This window comes from Pseudomonas sp. CFBP 8771 (assembly GCF_014841695.1).
Lineage (GTDB): Bacteria > Pseudomonadota > Gammaproteobacteria > Pseudomonadales > Pseudomonadaceae > Aquipseudomonas > Aquipseudomonas baltica.
Window position 1 is genome coordinate 311,387 of record NZ_JACYUJ010000006.1, and the last position, 23,282, is coordinate 334,668.

At 62.9% G+C, this 23,282-nt stretch carries 21 protein-coding genes; 14 read left to right on the forward strand and 7 right to left on the reverse strand.

The window, feature by feature from the left end; translation table 11 throughout:
* The 7 genes from IFT80_RS15965 (at position 1) to IFT80_RS15995 (ending at position 7,949) form a co-directional block, all read left to right on the forward strand.
* Positions 1 to 1,365, forward strand: coding sequence for an aspartate aminotransferase family protein (locus IFT80_RS15965; RefSeq protein ID WP_122479872.1), 1,365 nt, complete (start codon positions 1 to 3; stop codon positions 1,363 to 1,365).
* Positions 1,366 to 1,577: 212 nt separating this feature from the next.
* Positions 1,578 to 2,675 carry a polyamine ABC transporter substrate-binding protein gene (locus IFT80_RS15970; protein WP_122479871.1) on the forward strand — a complete coding sequence of 366 codons (1,098 nt, stop codon included), beginning with the start codon at positions 1,578 to 1,580 and terminating at the stop codon, positions 2,673 to 2,675.
* A gap of 193 nt (positions 2,676 to 2,868) precedes the next feature.
* Entirely contained in the window at positions 2,869 to 3,963 is a 1,095-nt protein-coding gene (locus tag IFT80_RS15975) for a polyamine ABC transporter substrate-binding protein (RefSeq protein WP_122479870.1), read from the forward strand.
* Positions 3,964 to 4,019: 56 nt separating this feature from the next.
* Positions 4,020 to 5,162, forward strand: coding sequence for a polyamine ABC transporter ATP-binding protein (potA, locus tag IFT80_RS15980; RefSeq protein WP_122479869.1), 1,143 nt, complete (start codon positions 4,020 to 4,022; stop codon positions 5,160 to 5,162).
* Positions 5,163 to 5,197: 35 nt separating this feature from the next.
* Positions 5,198 to 6,079: an ABC transporter permease subunit gene (locus IFT80_RS15985; RefSeq protein WP_163007645.1), complete on the forward strand. Its 882-nt coding sequence runs from the start codon at positions 5,198 to 5,200 to the stop codon at positions 6,077 to 6,079.
* On the forward strand, positions 6,076 to 6,960 hold the full coding sequence (locus IFT80_RS15990) for an ABC transporter permease subunit (RefSeq protein ID WP_122479867.1): 885 nt from the start codon (positions 6,076 to 6,078) through the stop codon (positions 6,958 to 6,960). Before IFT80_RS15985 ends, IFT80_RS15990 begins: the two co-directional genes overlap by 4 nt.
* 65 nt (positions 6,961 to 7,025) lie before the next feature.
* Entirely contained in the window at positions 7,026 to 7,949 is a 924-nt protein-coding gene (locus IFT80_RS15995) for an alpha/beta hydrolase (RefSeq protein ID WP_192137859.1), read from the forward strand.
* An 86-nt stretch (positions 7,950 to 8,035) separates the two neighbouring features.
* Here IFT80_RS15995 and IFT80_RS16000 read toward each other — a convergent pair whose 3' ends face one another.
* Complete coding sequence (locus IFT80_RS16000; RefSeq protein ID WP_122479865.1) at positions 8,036 to 8,788, reverse strand: DUF2059 domain-containing protein; 753 nt, start codon at positions 8,786 to 8,788, stop codon at positions 8,036 to 8,038.
* A gap of 141 nt (positions 8,789 to 8,929) precedes the next feature.
* On the opposite strand from IFT80_RS16000, the gene IFT80_RS16005 reads away from it, so the two are divergent.
* Complete coding sequence (locus IFT80_RS16005; RefSeq protein WP_192103162.1) at positions 8,930 to 9,565, forward strand: 2OG-Fe(II) oxygenase; 636 nt, start codon at positions 8,930 to 8,932, stop codon at positions 9,563 to 9,565.
* Positions 9,566 to 9,691: 126 nt separating this feature from the next.
* Here the strand turns inward: IFT80_RS16005 and serA are convergent, their stop codons facing one another.
* Positions 9,692 to 10,921 carry a phosphoglycerate dehydrogenase gene (serA, locus tag IFT80_RS16010; protein WP_185794720.1) on the reverse strand — a complete coding sequence of 410 codons (1,230 nt, stop codon included), beginning with the start codon at positions 10,919 to 10,921 and terminating at the stop codon, positions 9,692 to 9,694.
* A 214-nt stretch (positions 10,922 to 11,135) separates the two neighbouring features.
* Between serA and IFT80_RS16015 the strand changes: the two genes are divergently transcribed.
* The 4 genes from IFT80_RS16015 (at position 11,136) to IFT80_RS16030 (ending at position 15,283) form a co-directional block, all read left to right on the forward strand.
* Positions 11,136 to 12,530: an FAD-binding oxidoreductase gene (locus IFT80_RS16015; RefSeq protein ID WP_192137860.1), complete on the forward strand. Its 1,395-nt coding sequence runs from the start codon at positions 11,136 to 11,138 to the stop codon at positions 12,528 to 12,530.
* 28 nt (positions 12,531 to 12,558) lie between these two features.
* Positions 12,559 to 13,224 carry a fumarylacetoacetate hydrolase family protein gene (locus IFT80_RS16020; RefSeq protein ID WP_122479861.1) on the forward strand — a complete coding sequence of 222 codons (666 nt, stop codon included), beginning with the start codon at positions 12,559 to 12,561 and terminating at the stop codon, positions 13,222 to 13,224.
* Positions 13,225 to 13,334: 110 nt separating this feature from the next.
* Positions 13,335 to 14,246, forward strand: a complete 912-nt coding sequence (locus IFT80_RS16025) for an SdiA-regulated domain-containing protein (RefSeq protein ID WP_192137861.1) — start codon at positions 13,335 to 13,337, stop codon at positions 14,244 to 14,246.
* Between the two features lie 128 nt (positions 14,247 to 14,374).
* Positions 14,375 to 15,283: an SdiA-regulated domain-containing protein gene (locus IFT80_RS16030; protein WP_192059442.1), complete on the forward strand. Its 909-nt coding sequence runs from the start codon at positions 14,375 to 14,377 to the stop codon at positions 15,281 to 15,283.
* Positions 15,284 to 15,289: 6 nt separating this feature from the next.
* Here the strand turns inward: IFT80_RS16030 and tcyN are convergent, their stop codons facing one another.
* From tcyN to tcyJ, 3 genes are read right to left on the reverse strand one after another with little or no spacing between them, the layout of a single operon-like run.
* On the reverse strand, positions 15,290 to 16,039 hold the full coding sequence (tcyN, locus tag IFT80_RS16035) for an L-cystine ABC transporter ATP-binding protein TcyN (protein WP_122479858.1): 750 nt from the start codon (positions 16,037 to 16,039) through the stop codon (positions 15,290 to 15,292).
* A gap of 4 nt (positions 16,040 to 16,043) precedes the next feature.
* A complete protein-coding gene (tcyL, locus tag IFT80_RS16040; protein WP_192137902.1) occupies positions 16,044 to 16,709 on the reverse strand; it encodes a cystine ABC transporter permease in 666 nt (221 codons plus the stop codon).
* Complete coding sequence (tcyJ, locus tag IFT80_RS16045; protein ID WP_122479857.1) at positions 16,709 to 17,500, reverse strand: cystine ABC transporter substrate-binding protein; 792 nt, start codon at positions 17,498 to 17,500, stop codon at positions 16,709 to 16,711. Before tcyJ ends, tcyL begins: the two co-directional genes overlap by 1 nt.
* 274 nt (positions 17,501 to 17,774) lie before the next feature.
* Between tcyJ and epsC the strand changes: the two genes are divergently transcribed.
* A complete protein-coding gene (epsC, locus tag IFT80_RS16050) occupies positions 17,775 to 18,713 on the forward strand; it encodes a serine O-acetyltransferase EpsC (protein WP_185794723.1) in 939 nt (312 codons plus the stop codon).
* Positions 18,714 to 18,947: 234 nt separating this feature from the next.
* On the forward strand, positions 18,948 to 20,909 hold the full coding sequence (gene betT, locus IFT80_RS16055; protein ID WP_185794803.1) for a choline transporter BetT: 1,962 nt from the start codon (positions 18,948 to 18,950) through the stop codon (positions 20,907 to 20,909).
* Between the two features lie 103 nt (positions 20,910 to 21,012).
* Here betT and IFT80_RS16060 read toward each other — a convergent pair whose 3' ends face one another.
* The gene (locus IFT80_RS16060; RefSeq protein WP_122479854.1) at positions 21,013 to 21,330 is read right to left on the reverse strand and encodes a DUF2388 domain-containing protein; all 318 of its coding nucleotides are present in this window, start codon (positions 21,328 to 21,330) and stop codon (positions 21,013 to 21,015) included.
* Between the two features lie 122 nt (positions 21,331 to 21,452).
* Positions 21,453 to 23,243, reverse strand: a complete 1,791-nt coding sequence (locus IFT80_RS16065) for a GspE/PulE family protein (protein ID WP_192137862.1) — start codon at positions 23,241 to 23,243, stop codon at positions 21,453 to 21,455.
* Positions 23,244 to 23,282 lie beyond the last annotated feature (39 nt).

Consider the following 23,282-nt stretch of genomic DNA (forward strand, 5'->3'; position numbering starts at 1 on the left):
ATGAGCAACAACAACCCCCAGACCCAGCATTGGCAAGACTTGAGCAGCGCCCACCACCTGGCGCCGTTCAGCGACTACACGCAGCTGGCGCAGAAGGGTCCGCGGATCATCACCAAAGCCGACGGTGTTTACCTGTGGGACAGCGAAGGGCACAAGATCCTCGACGGCATGGCCGGTCTGTGGTGCGTGGCGATCGGCTACGGTCGCGAGGAACTGGTGCAGGCCGCCAGCAAGCAGATGCGCGAGCTGCCGTACTACAACCTGTTTTTCCAGACCGCCCACCCGCCCGCACTCGAGCTGGCCAAGGCCATCGCCGACCTGGCGCCCGAGGGCATGAACCATGTGTTCTTCACCGGCTCCGGTTCCGAGGGCAACGACACCGTGCTGCGCCTGGTGCGCCATTACTGGGCGCTCAAGGGCAAGCCCGAGAAAAAGGTGATCATCAGCCGCATCAATGGCTACCACGGCTCCACCGTGGCCGGCGCCAGCCTGGGCGGCATGGCGGGCATGCACGAGCAGGGCGATCTGCCGATCCCGGGCATCGTGCACATTGCCCAGCCGTACTGGTTCGGCGAGGGCGGTGACATGACCCCGGACGCGTTCGGCATCTGGGCCGCCGAGCAGTTGGAAAAGAAGATCCTGGAAGTGGGCGAAGACAACGTCGCGGCGTTCATCGCCGAGCCGATCCAGGGCGCCGGCGGTGTGATCATTCCGCCCGAGACCTACTGGCCGAAGGTCAAGGAAGTGCTGGCGCGCTACGACATCCTGTTCGTGGCCGATGAAGTCATCTGCGGCTTCGGCCGTACCGGCCACTGGTTCGGCAGCGACTACTATGATCTGGCGCCCGACCTGATGACCATCGCCAAGGGCCTCACCAGCGGCTACATCCCCATGGGCGGCGTCATCGTGCGCGACGAGGTGGTGCAGGTGATCAACCAGGGTGGCGACTTCAACCACGGCTTCACCTATTCCGGGCATCCGGTCGCGGCGGCGGTGGCGCTGGAAAACCTGCGTATCCTGCGCGACGAGCACATCGTCGACACGGTCCGGACCGATGCGGCACCGTATTTGCAAAAGCGTCTGCGCGAACTGCAGGACCATCCGCTGGTGGGTGAGGTCCGTGGCCTGGGCATGCTCGGCGCCATCGAGCTGGTCAAGGACAAGGCGACTCGCAGCCGTCACGAAGGGCGCGGCGCCGGTATGATCTGTCGGCAGTTCTGCTTCGACAACGGGCTGATCATGCGGGCCGTCGGTGACACCATGATCATTGCACCGCCGCTGGTCATCAGCCACGCCGAGATCGACGAGCTGGTGAGCAAGGCACGGCTTTGCCTGGACCTGACACTCGAAGCACTCGGGGGCTAGATGCTAGGCTTGCTCCCGTCGGGAGCATCGGTACGCAAAATGCGACGGCGTTCCGTAGGAGCGGTCACCGGCCGCGAAAGCTGCGATGCGGTCTCGACTGATACCGCAGTGGTTTCTTCGCGGCCAATGACCGCTCCTACGGATCATCAAAACACGGCACTCGATCAATATTGGCATCAGGTTAAGACCAAGAACATTTAGGAGCACAACGCATGAAGATATTTGGCAAGACCCTCCTCGCCGTGGCCCTGATGGGGGCGATGGCCAGTGCTGCGCAGGCAGACGACAAGGTTCTGCACGTGTACAACTGGTCGGACTACATCGCGCCGGACACGATCAAGCAATTCGAGGCGGAGTCGGGGATCAAGGTCGTCTACGACGTATTCGACAGCAACGAAACCCTGGAAGCCAAACTGCTGGCCGGCAAGTCCGGCTACGATATCGTCGTGCCTTCCAACAACTTCCTGGCCAAGCAGATCAAGGCCGGTGTTTACCAGGAACTGGACCGCTCGAAACTGCCGAACTGGAAAAACCTCAACGAATCGCTGCTCAAGGCGGTCTCGGTGAGCGACCCGGACAACAAGCATGCCTTCCCGTACATGTGGGGCTCGATCGGCATCGGCTTCAACGCCGACAAGGTCAAGGCTGCGCTGGGCGCCGATGCACCGACCAACAGCTGGGACCTGCTGTTCAAGCCGGAAAACGCGGCCAAGCTGAAGTCGTGCGGCATCAGCTTCCTTGATTCGCCCACCGAGATGCTGCCGATCGCCCTGCATTACCTGGGCTACCCGACGGACTCGCAGGACAAGAAGCAGCTTGCCGAGGCCGAGGCGCTGTTCCTCAAGGTGCGTCCATCGATCGGTTACTTCCATTCCTCCAAGTACATCTCCGACCTGGCCAACGGCAATATCTGCGTGGCCGTGGGGTATTCGGGTGACATCTACCAGGCCAAGTCGCGCGCCGAAGAAGCGGGTGGCAAGGTCAAGGTCAGCTACAACATTCCCAAGGAAGGCGCTGGCAGCTTCTTCGACATGGTCGCCATCCCCAAGGATGCCGAGAACGTCGAAGGCGCCTACAAGTTCATGACCTTCCTGATGAAACCGGAAGTCATGGCCGAGATCACCAACAGCGTGCAGTTCCCCAACGGTAACCAGGCTGCAACAGCATTGGTGGATAAAGCCATCAGCGGCGATCCGGGCATCTACCCGCCGGCCGATGTGCAGGCCAAACTGTATGCCATTGCCGACCTGCCGGCGGCGACGCAGCGCATCATGACGCGCAGCTGGACCAAGATTAAGTCGGGCAAGTAAGCCGGGCTGGTATTGCGATGCGCCTTTCGCGGCCGATGACCGCTCCCACACATACCCCGTAGGAGCGGCCCGTGGCCGCGAATGGCGCACCGCGAGCTCGGGCCAGGTGAATCAGCAATTGCGGCGCGCGCGCATGGGCTGTAAGTTGCGCGCCGGTTTGTCTTATAGAACAAACGCTTGAGAGGACCTCCACTTGTCACACTCTTTGTTTCGCAAGGCCATGCTGATCGGTGCGGGTCTGACCCTGGCGCTCAATGCTCAAGCGGCAGGCACCGTACACATCTATAACTGGTCCGACTACATCGGCGAGAGCACCCTGGCGGATTTCGAAGCCGCCACCGGGATCAAGCCGATCTACGACGTCTTCGACTCCAATGAAACCCTGGAAGGCAAGTTGCTGGCCGGCCATACCGGCTACGACGTGGTGGTGCCGTCCAACCACTTCCTGGGCAAACAGATCAAGGCCGGGGCGTTCCAGAAACTGGACAAGGCCCAGCTGACCAACTATTCCAACCTTGATCCGGTGCTGCTCAAGCGCCTGGAAAAGAACGATCCGGGTAACCAGTACGCCGTTCCCTATCTGTGGGGTACCAACGGCATTGGTTACAACGTGGAAAAGATCAAGGCCGTGCTGGGCGTCGACAAGATCGACTCCTGGGCCATGGTGTTCGAGCCCGAAAACATCAAGAAACTGTCCAAGTGCGGCGTCGCCTTCCTCGACTCGCCCGACGAGATGTTCCCGGCCGTGCTCAACTACATGGGCCTGGACCCCAACACCACCGACGAGAAGCTCTACAAGCAAGCCGAGGCCAAGCTGCTCAAGGTCCGTCCGTACGTGACCTACTTCCATTCCTCCAAGTACATCAGCGACCTGGCCAATGGCAACATCTGTGTGGCCGTGGGTTATTCCGGCGACATATTCCAGGCCAAGGCACGGGCCGAGGAAGCCGGCAAGGGCATCAAGCTGGCCTACTCGATTCCCAAGGAAGGCGGCAACCTGTGGTTCGACATGCTGGCCATCCCCGCCGATGCGCCGGATGCCAAGCAGGGCCTGGCGTTCATCGACTACCTGTTGAAACCTGAAGTGATTGCCAAGGTCAGCGACTATGTCGGCTATGCCAACCCCAATCTCAAGTCTGGCGAGCTGATGGATCAGGACGTGCGCAACGACGAGGCGGTCTACCCGCCACAGGCCATCCAGGACAAGCTCTACGTCAACGTCGAGCTGCCGCCCAAGGTGCAGCGTTTGATGACCCGCAGCTGGACCAAGGTCAAGTCGGGCAAATAAATACTCGGGGCGGCCCGATCCAGAGCCGCCCCCACTCAAGTTTGGGAGTTTCGTGAATGGCTGTTGCCTCCAGCGCCTACAAAAAAGCCCTCGAAGGCAGCCAGCAACCGAAAAAGGTGCTGGTCCGGATCGAAAAGGTAACGAAGAAATTCGACGAAACGGTGGCCGTGGACGACGTGTCGCTGGAAATCAACCAGGGTGAGATCTTCGCCTTGCTGGGCGGGTCCGGTTCCGGCAAGTCCACCCTGCTGCGCATGCTGGCTGGCTTCGAACGGCCGACCGAGGGGCGTATTTTCCTCGACGGCGTGGACATCACCGATATGCCGCCCTACGAGCGGCCGATCAACATGATGTTCCAGTCCTACGCATTGTTTCCGCACATGACCGTGGCGCAGAACATCGCCTTCGGCCTCAAGCAGGACAAACTGCCGGCGGCCGAAATCGACGCACGCGTGGCGGAAATGCTCAAGCTGGTGCAGATGACCCAGTACGGCAAGCGCAAGCCGCACCAGTTGTCCGGTGGCCAGCGTCAGCGCGTTGCGCTGGCACGCTCGCTGGCGAAAAAGCCCAAGCTGTTGCTGCTCGACGAGCCGATGGGCGCGCTGGACAAGAAACTGCGCTCGCAGATGCAACTGGAACTGGTGGAGATCATCGAGCGGGTCGGCGTGACCTGCGTGATGGTGACCCACGACCAGGAAGAGGCCATGACCATGGCCCAGCGCATCGCCATCATGCACCTGGGCTGGATCGCGCAGATCGGCAGCCCGATCGACATCTACGAAACCCCCACCAGCCGCCTGGTGTGCGAGTTCATCGGCAACGTCAACCTGTTCGAAGGCCAGGTGGTCGAGGACATGGAAGGCTACGCACTGATCAGCAGCCCGGAGCTGGAGCGCAGCATCTATGTCGGTCACGGTGTAAGTACCGCTGCCGAAGACAAGAACGTGACCTACGCCATTCGCCCGGAAAAGATGCTGGTGACCACCCAGCAGCCCGACAGCGAACACAACTGGTCGCGCGGCAAGGTCCATGACATCGCCTACCTGGGCGGCCATTCGGTGTTCCACGTGCAGTTGCCGTGCGGCAAGCTGGTGCAGTCGTTCGTGGCCAACGCCGAGCGCCGTGGCGCCCGGCCGACCTGGGACGACGAAGTGTTCGTCTGGTGGGAAGACGACAGCGGCGTGGTACTGCGCTCATGAAGCTGCGCAAGATCAAACGCAAGCTCAAGAGGATCATCCCCAACGGTCGCCAGATGGTCATCGGCGTACCGTTCCTGTGGCTGTTCCTGTTCTTCATGCTGCCGTTCTTCATCGTGCTCAAGATCAGCTTCGCCGAAGCCGACGTGGCGATCCCGCCGTACACCGAAATCTGGAGCTACGCCGAACAGAAGTTCGAGTTGATCCTCAATTTCGCCAACTACGCGCTGCTCACCGAAGACGATCTGTACATCTCGGCCTATCTGGGCTCGTTGAAGATGGCCTTCTTCAGCACCCTGATCTGCCTGCTGCTCGGCTATCCCATGGCCTATGCCATCAGCAAGGCACGCAAGGACCTGCAGACCGTGCTCCTGCTGCTGATCATGATGCCGACCTGGACGGCGATCCTGATCCGCGTGTATGCCTGGATGGGCATTCTGAGCAACAACGGCCTGCTCAATGCCTTCCTGATGTGGCTGGGGGTGATCGATCAGCCGCTGCAGATACTCAACACCAACCTGGCGGTGTACATCGGCGTGGTCTATGCGTACCTGCCGTTCATGATCCTGCCGTTGTTCGCCAATCTGGTGAAGCATGACAACAGCTTGCTTGAGGCCGCCTCCGACCTGGGCTCGAGCACCTTCAACAGTTTCTGGAAAATCACCGTGCCGCTGTCGAAGAACGGCATCATCGCCGGCTGCATGCTGGTATTCATTCCGGTGGTCGGCGAGTTCGTGATTCCCGAGCTGCTGGGTGGCCCGGAAACCCTGATGATCGGCCGCGTGTTGTGGCAGGAATTCTTCAACAACCGCGACTGGCCCGTTGCCTCGGCATTGGCTGTGTTGATGCTGGCGATTCTGATCGTGCCCATCGTGCTGTTCAATCGCAGCCAGGCCAAAGAACTGGAGGGCAAGGCATGAAGCGTTTCGGGTTCTCCAAACTGATCCTGGTGCTGGGCTTGGTGTTCATCTATGCGCCGATGCTGATCCTGGTCATCTACTCCTTCAATGCTTCGCGGCTGGTGACGGTGTGGGGCGGCTGGTCGGTGCAGTGGTACGTCGGCCTGCTGGACAACTCCCAGCTGATGGGCGCGGTGATGCGCTCGCTGGAAATCGCCTGCTACACGGCAGTGACGGCCGTGGCCCTGGGGACCATGGCGGCGTTCGTGCTGACGCGCATCAGTCGCTTCAAGGGGCGCACCATGTTCGGCGGTCTGGTAACGGCGCCGCTGGTGATGCCCGAGGTGATTACCGGTCTGTCGCTGCTGTTGCTGTTCGTGGCCATGGCCCAGGTGATCGGCTGGCCGCAGGAGCGTGGCATCGCCACGATCTGGATCGCTCATACCACCTTTTGTGCCTCCTACGTGGCGGTGGTGGTGTCATCGCGGCTGCGCGAGCTGGACCTGTCGATCGAAGAGGCGGCCATGGACTTGGGTGCGCGGCCCTGGAAGGTGTTCTTTCTGATCACCATTCCCATGATCGCGCCATCGCTGGCGGCCGGCGGGATGATGTCCTTCGCGCTGTCGCTGGACGATCTGGTGCTGGCCAGCTTCGTTTCCGGGCCGGGTTCCACGACCCTGCCGATGGAAGTTTTTTCGGCGGTCCGCCTGGGCGTGAAGCCTGAGATCAATGCGGTGGCCAGCCTGATTCTGCTGGCCGTTTCGTTGGTGACGTTTCTGGTGTGGTATTTCGGGCGTCGGGCCGAAGAGCGTCGTCGCAAGGCGATCCAGCAAGCCATCGAGGAAAGCGCCGCCAACTCCTGGCAACAGCCGAAGACTCAGCGGCCGGCAGCGTCGGTGTGATGAGGGCAGGGCGCTGGATCTCCAGCGCCCTGGCCAGCACACGTATTGCCTCGGAACAATCATCCATGCCCATTGCATTTCATCCCGACACCCTGCGAAATTCCCTGCCACCCTTGGGCACCCGACAGCCGCTGTCCGATGAGGCTCAGGCCTACCAGCGCTTCTATCAGCTAGACCTGCCCGTACAAAGCTGGCTGGGGCGCTTCAGTGCTGCCGGCTTCGACTTGGTGGCCCAAGTGTGGCTGCCGGAGCGGCCTGTCGCCACGCTCTTCGTCATGCACGGTTTCTACGATCACATGGGGTTGTACCGGCACGCCGTGCAGTGGGCCTTGGCGCGTGGCTTCGCGGTCATTTCCTGCGACCTGCCGGGCCATGGTCTGTCCAGCGGCGAGCGAGCCAGCATTCACAGCTTTGCCGATTACCAGGCCACGCTCGATGGCCTGTTCGCCGAAGCACGCACCCTGCAGCTGCCGCAGCCTTGGCATCTGCTGGGGCAGAGCACCGGTGGCGCGATCATCGTCGACCATCTGCTGCACCAGGGCGCGCAGTCCGCGGCGCAGGGGCAGGTGCTGCTGATGGCGCCGCTGGTGCGGCCCAGCGCATGGGGTTTGTCCAAACTCAGCTATCGCGTGCTCAAGCCGTTCGTCAACGGCATTGCCAGGCGTTTCAGCGCCAATACCAACGACCCGGATTTCATGCCGTTCCTGCAGGCGGACCCGCTGCAGCCCGTGCGCCTGCCGACAGCGTGGGTGGGGGCGTTGGTGCAGTGGGTGCAGCACATCGAGGCAGCGCCGCGCAGCCCGCGCACGGTGGTGGTCGTGCAGGGAGAGGATGACGACACCGTGGATTGGCGGCACAACCTCAAGGTGCTGCGCGCAAAGTTCGCCGAGGTGCGGGTGTTGCAGGTGGCGGGGGCCCGGCATCATCTGGTCAATGAGCTGCCTGCGATTCGGGCGAAGTGTTTCGATTTCTTCGAACAGAATCTGTAACCGAGTCGTCGGCTTCGCGGCCGCTGACCGCTCCTACGGGGGTGGGCCATTGCTGCGGGTGGGTCAGCGGCCGCGAACGGCGCCCCTCAGTTTCCCGCCTTGCCCGGTGTCTGTCCAACCGCCAATCCTGCCCGTACCGCCTCCAGGGCCGCCTGATAATAAGCCTGGCCAGCGGCAGACTCGGCGAAGCCGACGAACTCCTCCAGTTCCGGATCGGACAATTCGCGGTACACGTACAGCAGCGTATTGTTCAGGTCGATGGCGATCTGCTGTTGCAGCCGCTCACGCTGGCCATCGAGCAGACCTGCAGCCTGGCCGCCCCCCAACAGACCTGGAATCATCGAGCTGAGGCTGTCGGCGGCCACCCCGGCGATCGCCAGGCTGACCTCTGCGCCCGCCTGGCGCGCCGGCAGTGCCTGCGCCAGATGGCCGATCAACAGCGCGCGGGTCGACTCGACCTGCAGTTTCGGCAGGCCCTGGGCGTTCTTGGCCAGTTGATCACTGCGGGTGGCCAGCAGCTCGGCGGCGACGATCTTGCGGCCCAGGGCAGACTCGAAGAAGGCGAGGGCCGGTTTGGGATCGGCCAGGCCCTGGCGCAGTCGCGCTTCGGCCCGCTGGTCCATGGCCTGCGCCGCGAAGCGTTGGTCGCTGTTGCTCACCAGTGCCTGGAAAACCGCCGGTGGCAAGCTGCTCTGGTAGCGCTGCTGGGCCGCCTTGAGGGCGTCGCTGAAATGCGCCCTTTGTTCAGGCCAGCCAGCGGCCTTGTACAGCAGGTCGTGGTCGTCGGCCCAGGCGGGCGTCGTACTGAACATCATCAAGAACACAAGGACGCGGCGCATAGGGACTCCTGTCGGCAAGGGGCCATTGTCCGTGGCATTGCCTGGCTTTGTCGAGAAGTGACATGCACGCTGCGCCTCGATGCATCGACTGCGCAGCGACCTCGTGCAAGCCTCTGTCGGTTTTGCAGGCGTATGGATACTATGCCGGGCATGCAAATACCTTCTGATCATCCACTGCTGCTGCGCATCGTCGACGACCTGGCCGAGCACGGCTGGTCGCAGCAGGAACTCTTCGTGCCCCAGGCTTTGACCCTGGCGCTGGCGGCCGAGTGCCGTACCCGCCATGCCCAAGGCGAACTGGCGCCGGCGGCCGTCGGGCGCGGTCCATCCCAGGAGATCCGCGAAGGCATTCGCGGTGACCGCATCCAGTGGATCGAACCGGGCGAAGCCGTGCCGTGCGATGCCTACATGCAGATCATGGACAGCCTGCGCGAGGCGCTCAATCGTGGTCTGTTTCTGGGCCTGGAAGACTTCGAATGCCATTTCGCCCTGTACCCACCGGGCAGCGTGTACCTGCGTCACCTGGATCGCTTTCGCGACGATGACCGGCGCATGGTGTCAGCGGTGCTGTACCTGAACGATGCCGACTGGAGCGAAGAGGACGGGGGTCAGCTGCGCATGTACCTGCGCGGGGACACGGCGTACGACGTGCAGCCGATCGGTGGCACGCTGGTGGTGTTTCTTTCCGGCGAGGTGCCGCACGAAGTGATGCCGGCGCAGCGCAATCGGCTGTCGCTGACCGGCTGGTTCCGCCGTCGGGGCAACGAGCCGTTCTGATACACCGCGTCGCCTGGTTCGCGGCTACTAGCCGCTCCTACAGGGGATCTGGGTTGATAGTAGAAGCGGCTGGCAGCCGCGAACCAGAGGACGCGGTGTGCCAGGCACACCGCAATCCGGCCGCTATCAGAACAATACGCGGCAGCGAATGGTTCCGGTGACCTGTTGCAGCTTTTCCTGCGCCAGGTCCGAGTAATCGGCGTCGACGTCGATCACCACATAGCCGACCTTTTCGTTGGTCTGCAGGAACTGGCCGGAGATGTTGATGGCGTTCTCGGCGAAGACCTTGTTGATCTCCATCATCACGCCCGGCACGTTCTCGTGGATGTGCAGCAGACGGTGCTTGCCAGGGTGCGCGGGCAAAGCCACTTCCGGGAAGTTGACCGACGACACCGAGGTACCGTTGTCGCTGTACTTGACCAGTTTCTCGGCCACTTCCAGGCCGATGTTGGCCTGCGCCTCGGCGGTGGAACCACCGATGTGCGGGGTCAGGATGACGTTGTCCAGGCCACGCAGCGGGCTTTCGAAGATGTCGTCGTTGGAGCGTGGCTCGACCGGGAATACGTCGATGGCAGCGCCGATCAGGTGCTTGTCCTTGATCGCCTCGGCCAGTGCGTCGAGCTCGACCACGGTGCCGCGCGCGGCGTTGATGAGGATACCGCCCTTCTTGATGGCACGGATTTCCTTCTCGCCGATCATCCACTGGGTGGCGGCGGTTTCAGGCACATGCAGGGTGACGATGTCGCTCATGCCCAGCAGCTCGGTCAGGCTGCCGACCTGGGTGGCGTTGCCCAGCGGCAGCTTGGTCACGGTGTCGTAGAAGTACACCTGCATGCCCAGGCCTTCGGCCAGGACCGACAGCTGGGTGCCGATCGAGCCATAGCCGACGATGCCCAGTTTCTTGCCGCGGATCTCGAAGGAGTTCGCCGCGCTCTTGATCCAGCCGCCACGGTGGCAGGAAGCGTTCTTCTCGGGGATGCCACGCAACAGCAGAATGGCTTCGGCCAGCACCAGTTCGGCCACGGAACGGGTGTTGGAATACGGTGCGTTGAACACCGCGATACCGCGTTCGCGAGCGGCGGCCAGATCAACCTGGTTGGTGCCGATGCAGAAGCAGCCCACGGCGACCAGTTTCTTCGCACAGTCGAACAGCTCTTCGGTCAGCTGGGTGCGCGAGCGAATGCCGATGAAGTGCGCATCGGCGATCTTTTCCTTGAGTTCGGCTTCGGGCAGCGACTTGGTGTGGTACTCGATGCTGGTGTAGCCGGCAGCCTTGAGGACGTCCACGGCGGATTGGTGGACGCCTTCGAGAAGAAGGAACTTGATCTTGCTCTTGTCGAGGGAAGTCTTGCTCATCTGCGTAAACCTGTGTCCCGAAAAAAATGGCAGGAAGTGAAGCGGCGCGCACCGGGCCAAGGCTCGATTGGCGGGGGGCGTATGCTAGCATAGCCTCCCTGTCGTACGCCCATCCTGGGTCATGAGCCGTTCTCAGGGTGACTATGAATGGTCCGAGGTTTAGCGGGCCGCGAATCGCCCGATTCGTGAATCCTTCACTTGCAGAGTCGCGTCCATGAACCGTCATGCCCTGATCGATGAACTCAAGACCCTGCTCGAGCCTGGCAAGGTCCTCACCGATGCCGCTTCGCTCGACACCTACGGCCGGGACTGGACCAAACAGTACGCCCCGGCACCCAGCGCCATCGCCTTTCCCAAGACCACCGAGCAGGTCCAGGCCATCGTGCGCTGGGCCAACGAGCGCAAGGTGGCGCTGGTCCCTTCGGGTGGGCGTACCGGTCTGTCGGCTGCGGCGGTAGCGGCCAACGGCGAGGTGGTGGTGTCGTTCGACTACATGAACAAGGTGCTCGAGTTCAACACGACCGACCGCACCGTGGTCTGCCAGCCAGGCGTCATCACCAAGCAGCTGCAGAACCTGGCCGAGGAAAACGGCCTGTACTACCCGGTGGATTTCGCCTCGTCGGGTTCCAGCCAGATCGGCGGCAATATCGGCACCAACGCCGGCGGCATCAAGGTCATCCGCTACGGCATGACGCGCAACTGGGTGGCGGGCCTCAAAGTGGTCACCGGCCAGGGCGATGTACTGGAGCTGAACAAGGACCTGGTCAAGAACGCCACCGGCTACGACCTGCGTCAGTTGTTCATCGGCGCCGAAGGCACCCTGGGGTTCATCGTCGAGGCCACCATGCGCCTGGACCGTGCGCCGAAGAACCTCACCGCGATGGTGCTCGGCACCACCGACTTCGATGCGATCATGCCGGTGCTGCATGCGTTTCAGGGCAAGCTCGACCTCACGGCGTTCGAGTTCTTCTCCGACAAGGCGCTGGCCAAGGTGCTGGGTCGCGGCGACGTGCCGGCGCCGTTCGAAACGGCCTGCCCGTTCTATGCCCTGCTGGAATTCGAAGCCACCACCGACGACATCGCCGACACCGCGCTGGCCACCTTCGAACACTGCGTGGAGCAGGGCTGGGTACTCGATGGGGTGATGAGCCAGAGCGAACAGCAGCTGCGCAACCTGTGGAAGCTGCGCGAGTACATCTCCGAAACCATCTCCCATTGGGTGCCGTACAAGAACGACATCTCGGTGACCATTTCCAAGGTGCCGGCATTCCTGCGCGAGATCGACGCCATCGTCAGCGAGCGCTATCCGGCATTCGACGTGCTCTGGTACGGCCACATCGGCGACGGCAACCTGCACCTGAACATCCTCAAGCCCGAGCACATGGACAAGGACGCATTCTTTGCCGAATGTGCGCTGGTCAATACCGAGGTCTTCGAAACCGTGCGCAGGTACAACGGCTCCATCTCCGCCGAGCACGGCGTGGGCATGGTCAAGCGCGACTACCTGCAGTACAGCCGCTCGCCGGTCGAAATCCAGTACATGAAAGCCATGAAGGCAGTGTTCGACCCCAATGGGATCATGAACCCTGGCAAGATCTTTTCCATTTGATACGTTCATCTGAGCAGAGGTTCGAGCAATGAGCTACCAGCACCAGTACATCGACGGTACCCGCATCCACTTTCCGCTGGGCAAGGTGGTGTGCATCGGCCGCAACTACGCCGAGCATGCCAAGGAGCTGGACAACCCGATTCCGACCGAGCCGCTGCTGTTCATCAAGCCAAGCAGCTGCGTGGTGCCGTTGCAGGAAACCTTCACCATTCCGACCGATCGCGGCGCGGTGCACTACGAGGCGGAAATCGCGGTGCTGCTGGGCAAGTCACTGAGCACCCGGCCCAGTGCCGAAGAAGTCATCGATGCCATCTCCGGCTTCGCCCCGGCGCTGGACCTGACCCTGCGCGACGTCCAGGCGCGCCTGCGCGAGAAGGGCCTGCCGTGGGAAATCGCCAAGTCGTTCGACGGCGCGGCAGTGATCGCACCGTTCGTATCGGCCGACAGCTTCCCTGACCTCACCGACATCCCGATACGCCTGACCATCGACGGCGACGTGCGCCAGGACGGCAACAGCAACCTGATGCTCAACGCCATCGTGCCGATGATCCAGTACATGGCCGGGTGCTTCTCGCTGCAGGCTGGCGACGTCATCCTCACCGGCACCCCGGCCGGGGTAGGCCCGCTCGAAATCGGCGCCGAAATCGTGCTGGAACTGCCCGGTGTCAGCCGCTTCACCAGCCGCGTCCAGTAGTCGCCCCACGCCTCACCTTTTTTTTACATTCGATCTGGATAATGCCCCCACCCAAGTGGGTGCATTGTTCGGATGTGCCCGTATGAATCCGTCTCCAGCAAGGGTACTTCATGGTCCGCGCCGCGCTGCATTCATCCCGCCCCCTGCATAAACGTTGGTACCTGTGGACCTTGCTGGTGCTGCTGATCGGCTACATCGTCGCGGTGGTCTTGCACTGGGACGACCGCGCCGAGCTGTGGGTGCAGGAGTGGACGCACAACAGCACCGAGCGCAAGGCCAGTGTCTGGCTGCCTGACTATGAAGCCGTGATCGACGCCAAGGCCCTGCCCGGCATGGAAGGCGACGAAGCCTCGGACATCACCTATCACCCCGGCACCCGTACCTTGTTCGCGGTGATGGGCAAGAACCCCTATCTGGTCGAGCTGAGCCTGCAGGGCGACGTGCTGCGCAAGATGCCGCTGACCGGCTGGAGCAATCCGGAGGCCATCACCACACTCGCCGATGGGCGCCTGGCGATCATCGACGAGCGCCAGCACCAACTGACCGTGGTCAAGGTCGAGGCCGACACCCGCGAGCTGAACATCGCCGACTTCGCGCCGTTCGACCTCGGCCCTTCGGCGGACCAGAACAAGGCTTTCGAAGCCCTGGCCTGGGATCCGCGCAACCAGCGCCTGTTGCTTGGCGAAGAAAGACCACCGGCGCTGTTCTCGCTGAAGCTGGGCAGCGATGGCCTGCCCACCGGCGAGAAGCAACGCCTCGATGCGCCCGACCTGGACATGCGCAACCTTTCGGCGCTGGCAGTGGATCCGCGCACCGGTCACCGCCTGCTGCTCTCGGCCGACTCGCACCTGCTCATGGAATACGACGAAACCGGCAAGCAGTGGAGCTTCATGGCCCTGCTGGGCGGCATGAACGGCCTCAAGGACACCATTCCCCGCGCCGAAGGCGTGACCATGGACGACGAAGGCACGATCTACCTGGTCAGCGAGCCGAATCTGTTCTACGTATTGCGCAAGCGTTGAGCCGGATAGCAGCGTCTTCTGGCGCTGCAATTGCTTCGACGTTTCCTACAAATCAATCCGTAGAAACTTAAGCCTGGCTTCATCATTTAATGGTTTGATGCGCACACTTCACTTCAGAGCCCGACGCGATGCGTTTCTTCGTTCGACCCATTCACCTGCTGCTGATCGCGGCACTGCTTGCACTGATCTGCGCCTTCGCCGCACTGCATCACTTTCGCTGGATCGAACGGGCCAGTTTCAACGTCGAGCGCTGGCTCGGAGGCCCGCTGCCAGGCGCAATCAACCTGGACAGCTATCAGGTGGATATCGAGGCGAAGGTGGTCGAAGGCCTGGACGACGACATCTCGGCACTGACCTTCGATCCATCGCGCAAGACCCTGTTCACCGTTACCAACCAGCGTTCGGAGCTGATCGAGCTGTCGCTGCAGGGCACCATCCTGCGACGTATCGCGCTGGTCGGGTTCGGCGACCCGGAGGCGGTCGAGTACATCAGCCCCGGTGTCTACGTGATCACCGACGAGCGCCAGCAGCGCCTGATCAAGGTCAACGTCACCGACGACACGCAGATCATCGACGCCCAGCAGGCCGAGCAGTTGAGCCTCAACTTCGGTGGCCGCAGCAACAAGGGTTTCGAGGGGTTGGCCTACGACTCGACCGGCAAGCGCCTGTTCGTGGCGCGCGAGCGCGATCCCATGCTGATCTACGAAGTGCAGGGCTTTCCGCGTGGAGTCAGCGACAAGCCGCTGGACGTGCAGGTGACCCAGGACCGCCGGCGCGATGCCGGCCTGTTCGTGCGCGACCTTTCCAGCCTGCAATACGACGAGCGCAGCGGCCACCTGCTCGCCCTGTCGGACGAATCGCTGCTGGTGCTGGAACTGGACGTGCAGGGCCGGCCCCTGAGCACCATGTCGCTGCGCAAGGGCCGCCAAGGCTTGAGCAAGAGCGTGCCGCAACCCGAAGGCATCGCCATGGACGACGATGGCAACCTGTACATGGTCAGCGAACCCAACCTGTTCTACGTGTTCCGCAAGCGCTGAACGGCGCTAGCCCTCCGGGTGCAGGAACTTGTCGAGGAACTGCCGGGTCCGTGCCTGCTGCGGGTTGGCGAACAACTCGCGGGCCGGTCCCTGTTCCACGATCACCCCCTGGTCGAAGAACACCACGCGATTGGCCACGTCGCGGGCGAACTGCATCTCGTGGGTGACGATGACCATGGTGCGCTTTTCCTGCGCCAGGCCCCGAATCGTTGCCAGCACTTCGCCGACCAGCTCCGGGTCCAGCGCTGAAGTCGGCTCGTCGAAGAGGATGACCTGCGGCTGCATGGCCAGCGCCCGGGCAATCGCCACGCGCTGCTGCTGACCGCCCGAGAGCCGCCTGGGGTAGGCCTCTTCCTTGCCGGCCAGGCCAACCTTGGCCAACAGCTCGCGGCCCAGTTCGGTCGCTTCGGCCTTGGCCATCTTCTTTACCACCAGCGGCCCTTCGATGACGTTCGCCAACGCCGTGCGATGGGGAAACAGGTTGAAGTTCTGGAAGACGAAACCCACCTGCTGGCGCAACTCGCGAATCAGGCCCTGCTGCTGCGCCACGCGGGCTCCGTCGATTTCGATGTCGCCCACACGGATCTGGCCACTGGTAGGTGTTTCCAGCAGGTTCAGGCAGCGCAGGAAGGTCGTCTTGCCCGAGCCGCTGGGGCCGATGATCGCCACCACCTCACCGGCGGCGATCTCCAGGTCGATGCCCTTGAGCACGCTGTGGCCATTGAACTGTTTGGTCAGGCCCTTTACCACGATCATTGCTTCATGCCTCTTGGTCGTGGCGGTTGACCCGCCGTTCCAGATGATTCTGCAGGTGCGCCAGAACGCTTGCCAACAGCCAGTAGATCAATGCGGCCGCCAGGTACATGGTGAAGATCTCGAACGTACGGGCGGTGATCAACTGCGCCTGGCGGAACAGCTCCGGTACCTGAATGGTCGCTGCCAGTGCCGTGTCCTTGACCAGTGAAATGAAACTGTTGCCCAGTGGCGGCAGGGCGGTGCGCATGGCCTGCGGCAGGATGGCCCGGCGCAAGGTCTGCGCGCGGGTCATGCCGATGCTGGCAGCTGCCTCCCATTGGCCGCGCTCGATGGACGCGATCGCCGCCCGCAGGATTTCACAGGCATAGGCGGCCATGTTCAGCGAAAAGCCGATGAGTGCAGCGGGCAACGGGTCCAGTTCGATACCGATCTGCGGCAGGCCGTAGTAGATGACGAACAGCTGGACCAGCAACGGCGTGCCGCGGAAGAACGACACGTAGACCCTGGCCGGCCAGCTCAGCAGGCGGCTTCGGGACAACCGCATCAACGCCATGCCGAACCCCAGCAGCAGGCCGAAGAACATTCCGCCCAGGCTGAGGAAGACCGTGTAGTAGGCACCCTTGAGCAGAAAGGGTGCCGAATCGAGCATCAGCTGCAGGCTGCTCTCGATCATTGCGTGACGTCAGCGCTGAACCATTGCTTGGACAGCTTGGCCAGGGTGCCGTCGGCGCGCAGTTTGTCGAGAGCGTCGTCGAGTGCCTTGAGCAGTTCCGGCTCGCCCTTGCGCACGGCGATCCCGGCTTCCTGACGCGAGAACGCGTCGCCTGCCAGGGCGAGGGTTTCGTTGGTCTTGTTGATCAGGTCGAAGGCGGCCAGGCGGTCCACCAGAATCGCATCGATACGGCCGACGCGCAGGTCCTGGTACTTGGTCGGATCATCGTCGTAGGTTTTCACCACGGCGCTCGGCACGTTGTCCTTGAGCCACTGCTCGTAGTTGGTGCCCAGGCCCATGCCGACTTTCTTGCCGGCCAGGTCGGAGGCCTGCTTGATGCTGTCGGCATTCTTCTTCGCGACCACGGCCTGGATACCGGACACGGTGTAGGGCTTGGAGAAGTCGTACTTCTTCTTGCGCTCATCGGAGATGGTCACCTGATTGACCACGACGTCGAGCCGCTTGGACTCCAGCGCTGCGAGAATACCGGCCCATGGGGTGGGCTGCAGCTTGACCTTGACGCCCAGTTCCTTGGCCAGGGCCTCGGAGAGTTGCACTTCGAAGCCGGTCAGCTTGCCGTTTTCGTCCACGAAGCTGAACGGCGGGTAGGTACCCTCCAGGCCGATGTTGATGACACCGGCGTCCTTGATTTTCTGCAATTGTTCGCCAGCCATTGCCTGGCCCAGCAGCGAACTGCCCAGAACCAGGCCGGCGATCAGCAGGTGTTTGCGCAATGCGGGAAACTTCATGGCGGATCCTTGAAATGAGGGAGGGTTTCGCAGCGTTGGCGGCCACCTGTGCGGTTACCGGTCGTCGAGGCGAAGGCGCAATGGGAAAACAGGACTATAGGCACCGCCACGCTGGCCCACAAGCCCCCTCGGCGCCCACGGAACGTATGACCGCGGCTTATGTTCAGATGCTCCACGACACGTCCAAAGCGTTCTTTTTACCGCCTGGATTTTTCCCGTATGGTGGGCGCCAATCGGCGGCCATCGCTGTTTCCACACAAGGCAGGGTATAACCGTGAACGACATTCCTCAGGCACGCAGAGGCCATTGGCAGTTGCAGTCCATCGTCGGCCAGTTGCATGAGGCGCGCTCCGATTGGCGCCGGCAGAACGGACGCAGTTGCGGCATGCAGGGCGGCCGCGAGCTGCCGTCGCGCGAGGCCATGGCCAAAGTGCTCGAGCAGTTGTGCGGCGCGTTGTTCCCGATGCGCCTGGGGCCGGTGGACCTGCGCGAAGAAAGCGAAGACTTCTATGTAGGCCATACCCTGGACGCCGCGCTCAACGAACTCTTGACCCAGGCCCGCCTGGAACTGCGCTACGCCGCGCGCAATGGCGACTGCGACTTGCCCGCCGTCGACGCCAGGGCCCTGGAACTGATCCAGGATTTCGCTGCGGCGCTGCCCGGCCTGCGGCGCCTGCTCGACACCGACGTGCTGGCCGCCTATCACGGCGATCCCGCGGCGCGCAGTGTCGATGAGGTATTGCTGTGCTATCCCGGCGTGCTCGCGGTGATCCATCATCGCCTCGCTCACCATCTGTATCTCGCCGGCCTGCCGTTGCTGGCGCGCATCAGCTCGGAACTGGCGCATTCGGCGACCGGCATCGATATCCACCCCGGCGCGCGGATCGGCCCAAGCTTCTTCATCGACCACGGCACGGGCGTGGTGATCGGCGAAACCGCCGTCATCGGCGAGCGGGTGCGTATCTACCAGCAGGTCACCCTGGGCGCCAAGCGCTTCCCCGCGGACGAGTCCGGGCAGCTGCAGAAGGGGCATCCGCGCCACCCGATCGTCGAGGACGATGTGGTCATCTACGCCGGCGCGACCATCCTGGGTCGCATCACCATCGGCCAGGGCTCGACCATTGGCGGCAACGTCTGGCTCACGCGCACCGTGCCGGCCGGCAGCAACCTCACCCAAGCCAACCTGGTGCACGACGACGGCAGTCAGAAATAGGGCTTGGCAGGACGCCGCGAACGGCCTGCCAGGCAGGACCGTTCGGCCCATCAATTGGCCATCTACCATCAGTCGTGTTTTAATTGAACGCTCGTTCAATAAAACCATGGATCGCGATTCGCGTTCAACAGGAGGCCATCCCTTGCTGAAAACGCCCAGTTTCTTCCATTTACGAACGTGTGGAGTGCACCGCGCATGAGTGCATCTTCATCAGCGCCAAGCGGCAACGTGCGCATGAACCCTCCGGTGTTCTACTTCGCCGCCAGTTTCATCCTGATTTTCGGCATCGTCGTCATCTCCTTTCCGCAGGCAGCTGGCCAGTGGCTGATGGCGGCGCAAAGCTGGGCCGCCAACACGGTCGGTTGGTACTACATGCTGGCCATGACCCTGTACCTGGTGTTCGTCGTGGTCACGGCGCTGTCGGGTTACGGCAAGATCAAGCTGGGGGCCGATCATGACGAGCCCGAGTTCAGCTACCTGTCCTGGGCCGGCATGTTGTTTGCCGCCGGCATCAGCATCACGCTGTTCTTCTTCTGCGTTTCCGAACCGCTGACCCATATGCTGCAACCGCCGCAGGGCGAGGCGGGCACCCAGGAAGCCGCGCGCCAGGCCATGCAGTTGCTGTTCCTGCACTGGGGCCTGCACGGTTGGGGCGTGTTCGCCTTCGTCGGCATGGCCCTGGCCTATTTCGCCTATCGCCACAACCTGCCGCTGGCGCTGCGTTCGGCTCTCTACCCATTGATCGGCAAACGCATCAACGGGCCGATCGGCTACGCTGTGGACGGCTTCGGCATCATCGCCACCATCTTCGGCCTGGGGGCGGACATGGGGTTCGGCGTGCTGCACCTCAATTCCGGCCTGGACTACCTGTTCGGGGTGGCCCACACCCAGTGGGTGCAGGTGATCCTGATCACCCTGATGATGGGTGCAGCCATTCTGGTGGCGGTCTCCGGCGTCGACAAGGGCGTGCGGGTGATGTCCGACATCAACATGCTGCTGGCCTGTGCGCTGTTGCTCTTCGTGCTGTTCGCCGGGCCGACCCAGCACTTGCTCAGCACGTTGGTGCAGAACGTTGGCGATTATCTGGGTGCACTGCCCAGCAAGAGCTTCGACGTCTATGCCTACGACAAACCCAGCGACTGGCTGGGTAACTGGACGGTGTTCTACTGGGCCTGGTGGATTGCCTGGTCGCCTTTCGTGGGGCTGTTCATTGCGCGCATCTCGCGCGGACGCACCATTCGCGAGTTCGTCTTCGGTGTGCTGCTGATTCCACTGGGCTTCACCCTGGCCTGGATGTCGATCTTCGGCAACAGCGCCATCGACCAGGTGATCAACCACGGCATGGCTGCCATCGGCCAGTCGGCCATCGACGACCCGTCGATGACCCTCTACCTGCTGCTCGAAACCTACCCATGGGCGAGGACGGTGATTGCCGTTACGGTGTTCATCAGTTTCGTGTTCTTCGTCACCTCGGCCGACTCGGGCACCGTCGTGCTCTCCACCTTGTCGGCACGTGGCGGCAACCCCGACGAAGACGGGCCGAAATGGCTGCGGGTATTCTGGGGTGCGATGACCGCGCTGGTCACCAGCGGCCTGCTGTTCGCCGGCAGCATCGACTCGCTGAAATCGGCGGTGGTGCTGACCTCGCTGCCGTTCTCGATCATTCTGCTGGCGATGATGTGGGGACTGCACAAGGCGTTCCACATGGAAAGCCAGCGCAAGATCGCCCAGTTGTATTCGCTGGCCCCGGTTGCCAGCTCGCGCCCAGGGCGTGGCGGCTGGCGGCAGCGGTTGAGTCAGGCCGTGAGCTTCCCCTCGCGTGACGAGGTGTACCGGTTCATGGACACCCACGTACGGCCTGCCGTGGCCGAAGTGACCGCATCGTTCGCCGAGAAGGGCCTGGATGCCGTTGCGCAAGAGGACACGCCTCACGACAACGTGATCTTCGAGATCGGTCATGGTGAAGAGCGGCCGTTCATCTATCAGGTGCAGATGCGCGGTTACTTCACGCCATCCTTCGCCCGTGGCGGCATGGGCAATCAGGAACTGAAGAACCGGCGCTACTACCGTGCCGAGGTGCATCTGGCCGAAGGCAGCCAGGACTACGACCTGGTCGGCTACAGCAAGGAGCAGATCATCAACGACATCCTCGACCAGTACGAACGGCACATGCAGTTCCTGCATCTGGTGCGCTGACAGGGGCAAGGGGCCCACGGCCCCTCGCTCGCGCCCGTGCAAATAACCTGCACACAAAAAAACCCTCGCACCTGGGTGCGAGGGTTTTTTCATGGCTGCGCTGTCAGTTGTCGGCGACGGCGTTCCGGGCCAGGATGGCGTTGGCCAGATCCATGTCGGAAGCCTGCAGGCCAGGGTTCTCGGCGCGTACCTTGTGGATCGCGGCTTCCAGGTACGGGCCACGGATACCGCCTTCGCTGGCCACGAAGCTGCCGGCATCGTCCTGGGCGGCGATGATCAACTTGTGATCCTTGAAGGTCAGGTAGGAGGAGCCGGTCGTGGCGCCGGAAGAGAGCACGTTGCGCCAGAAGGGGTCGGCCATGGCCGAGCTTACGGGCAGGGACAGCAACGCGAGGGTAGCAACGGCGGTTTTGAGGCGCATGATCGAGACTCCACAGTGTGATCCGGTACGAATGTAATCCGGGGCAGTTGTCGTTCGCATGTTGGATACGGCCAACCACGTCCAAGTTCCCCAAGGCCAACGGCTTGCCTGCCGCGGTGGCGTTACAGCGACTCGATGCGCGGGGTGACGCGCAGCACCTCCTCGAGCGTGGTCAGGCCGGCGGCGATCTGCCGTGCGCCACTCAGGCGCAGGCTGCGCATGCCCTCCCGGCAGGCCTGGCGCCGCAGCTCGGCGAGGTCGGTGTGGGCGTCGATGCAGGCCTTCACGCCGTCGCTTATCAGTAGCACTTCATAGACCCCGGCACGTCCGCAGTAACCGGTGTCGCGACAGCGCGGACAGCCGACGGCCCGCCGCGCACCCTCGGGCACGGCCATGCGCCAAGGCTCGATGAGCGCCTGCCAGCTCTTCGGGTCGATGCGCACCGGCGCCTTGCAGTCTTCGCACAGCGTACGTACCAAGCGCTGCGCCATGACGCCCAGCACTGTGGCTTTGATCAGGTAGTGCGCGACACCCAGTTCCAGCAGGCGAGTGATCGCGCCCACGGCATCGTTGGTGTGCAGCGTCGATACCACCAGATGGCCGGTGAGGGCCGCCTGGATCGCCATCTCGGCCGTCTCCAGGTCGCGGATCTCACCGATCATGATGATGTCCGGATCCTGCCGCATCAGTGCACGCAGGCCACTGGCAAAGTCCAGGTCGATGTTGTGCTGCACCTGCAGCTGGTTGAAGGCCGGTTCGACCATCTCGATCGGATCTTCGATGGTGCACAGGTTGATCTGCGGGGTCGCCAGCTGCTTGAGGGTGGTGTACAGCGTGGTGGTCTTGCCCGAACCCGTGGGTCCGGTCACCAGCACGATGCCGTGCGCCTGGGAGGTCATCTGCTGCCAGCGCCGCAGGTCTTCGGCCACCAGGCCCAGCTGGGTAAAATCCTTGAGCAACACCTGAGGGTCGAAGATGCGCATCACCAGCTTTTCGCCGAAGGCCGTGGGCAGGGTGGACAGGCGCAGCTCGATTTCCTGGCCCTGCGGCAGGCGGGTCTTGATCCGGCCATCCTGAGGCTTGCGCTTCTCGGCGACGTTCATGCGCCCCAGGCTTTTCAGGCGGCTGACGATAGCCAGGGTGACCTGCTCGGGGAACCGGTACACGCAATGCAGCAAGCCATCGATGCGAAAGCGCAGCGCACCGAAGTCGCGCCGCGGCTCGATATGAATGTCACTGGCGCGCTGCTCGAACGCGTATTGGAACAGCCAGTCGACGATATTGATGACGTGCTGGTCGCTGGCAGCGGGCACCGTGGCCATGTCGCCCAGTTGCAGCAGCTGCTCCAGATTGCCTGCGGCGCCGGGCTGGCCCTGGACCCTGGCGCCACTGACCGAGCGCGCCAGCTGAAAGAATTGTTCGGTGAAACGCTGGATGTCCGCGGGGTTGGCGACCACGCGCTTGATCGAGCGTTTGAGTGCATGGGCCAGGTCGGCTTCCCACTGGCGCTGCCAGGGCTGCGCGCTGGCGATGGTGACGCTGTGTTCGTCCACGGCCACGGCGAGAATGTTGTGGCGCATGGCGAAGGCCTGGGGCATCAAGGCGACCACGGTGGCAACGTCGATGCACAGCGGGTCGATGCGCAGGTAGGGTTGCCCGGCGTGGTCCGCCAGCCACCGGCTCAAGACCTCGAGCGTCAGCAAGTGCCCGGGTTGGCGCGGGTCGGGCAATCGGCAGTCGGCGAGCCGTTGCAGGGGGTGGGCTGGGTGCGCGCATTCCTGTTTCAAGTCGTCGCACAGTGCCTGGGCGACGTCCGCTGCGATGAGGCCTTCGACGAGCAGGGCGTCGATCAGATCATCGAGGTTCAGGCTGCCGTCGTGGCAATGTCGGCGGGGAGTGGCGACGAGCGTCATGCGGAGGCCTCCTTGGCGGTGCGCGATCTGTCGTGCTAC

Bases quoted from the DNA above. Each gene is read 5' to 3' on its own strand.
- IFT80_RS15965 (WP_122479872.1), top strand. From the start codon at position 1: ATGAGCAACAACAACCCCCAGACCCAGCATTGGCAAGACTTGAGCAGC.
- IFT80_RS15970 (WP_122479871.1), top strand. From the start codon at position 1,578: ATGAAGATATTTGGCAAGACCCTCCTCGCCGTGGCCCTGATGGGGGCG.
- potA (WP_122479869.1), top strand. From the start codon at position 4,020: ATGGCTGTTGCCTCCAGCGCCTACAAAAAAGCCCTCGAAGGCAGCCAG.
- IFT80_RS15990 (WP_122479867.1), top strand. From the start codon at position 6,076: ATGAAGCGTTTCGGGTTCTCCAAACTGATCCTGGTGCTGGGCTTGGTG.
- IFT80_RS15995 (WP_192137859.1), top strand. From the start codon at position 7,026: ATGCCCATTGCATTTCATCCCGACACCCTGCGAAATTCCCTGCCACCC.
- IFT80_RS16000 (WP_122479865.1), bottom strand. From the start codon at position 8,788: ATGCGCCGCGTCCTTGTGTTCTTGATGATGTTCAGTACGACGCCCGCC.
- IFT80_RS16005 (WP_192103162.1), top strand. From the start codon at position 8,930: ATGCCGGGCATGCAAATACCTTCTGATCATCCACTGCTGCTGCGCATC.
- serA (WP_185794720.1), bottom strand. From the start codon at position 10,921: ATGAGCAAGACTTCCCTCGACAAGAGCAAGATCAAGTTCCTTCTTCTC.
- IFT80_RS16015 (WP_192137860.1), top strand. From the start codon at position 11,136: ATGAACCGTCATGCCCTGATCGATGAACTCAAGACCCTGCTCGAGCCT.
- IFT80_RS16020 (WP_122479861.1), top strand. From the start codon at position 12,559: ATGAGCTACCAGCACCAGTACATCGACGGTACCCGCATCCACTTTCCG.
- IFT80_RS16025 (WP_192137861.1), top strand. From the start codon at position 13,335: ATGGTCCGCGCCGCGCTGCATTCATCCCGCCCCCTGCATAAACGTTGG.
- IFT80_RS16030 (WP_192059442.1), top strand. From the start codon at position 14,375: ATGCGTTTCTTCGTTCGACCCATTCACCTGCTGCTGATCGCGGCACTG.
- tcyN (WP_122479858.1), bottom strand. From the start codon at position 16,039: ATGATCGTGGTAAAGGGCCTGACCAAACAGTTCAATGGCCACAGCGTG.
- tcyJ (WP_122479857.1), bottom strand. From the start codon at position 17,500: ATGAAGTTTCCCGCATTGCGCAAACACCTGCTGATCGCCGGCCTGGTT.
- betT (WP_185794803.1), top strand. From the start codon at position 18,948: ATGAACCCTCCGGTGTTCTACTTCGCCGCCAGTTTCATCCTGATTTTC.
- IFT80_RS16060 (WP_122479854.1), bottom strand. From the start codon at position 21,330: ATGCGCCTCAAAACCGCCGTTGCTACCCTCGCGTTGCTGTCCCTGCCC.
- IFT80_RS16065 (WP_192137862.1), bottom strand. From the start codon at position 23,243: ATGACGCTCGTCGCCACTCCCCGCCGACATTGCCACGACGGCAGCCTG.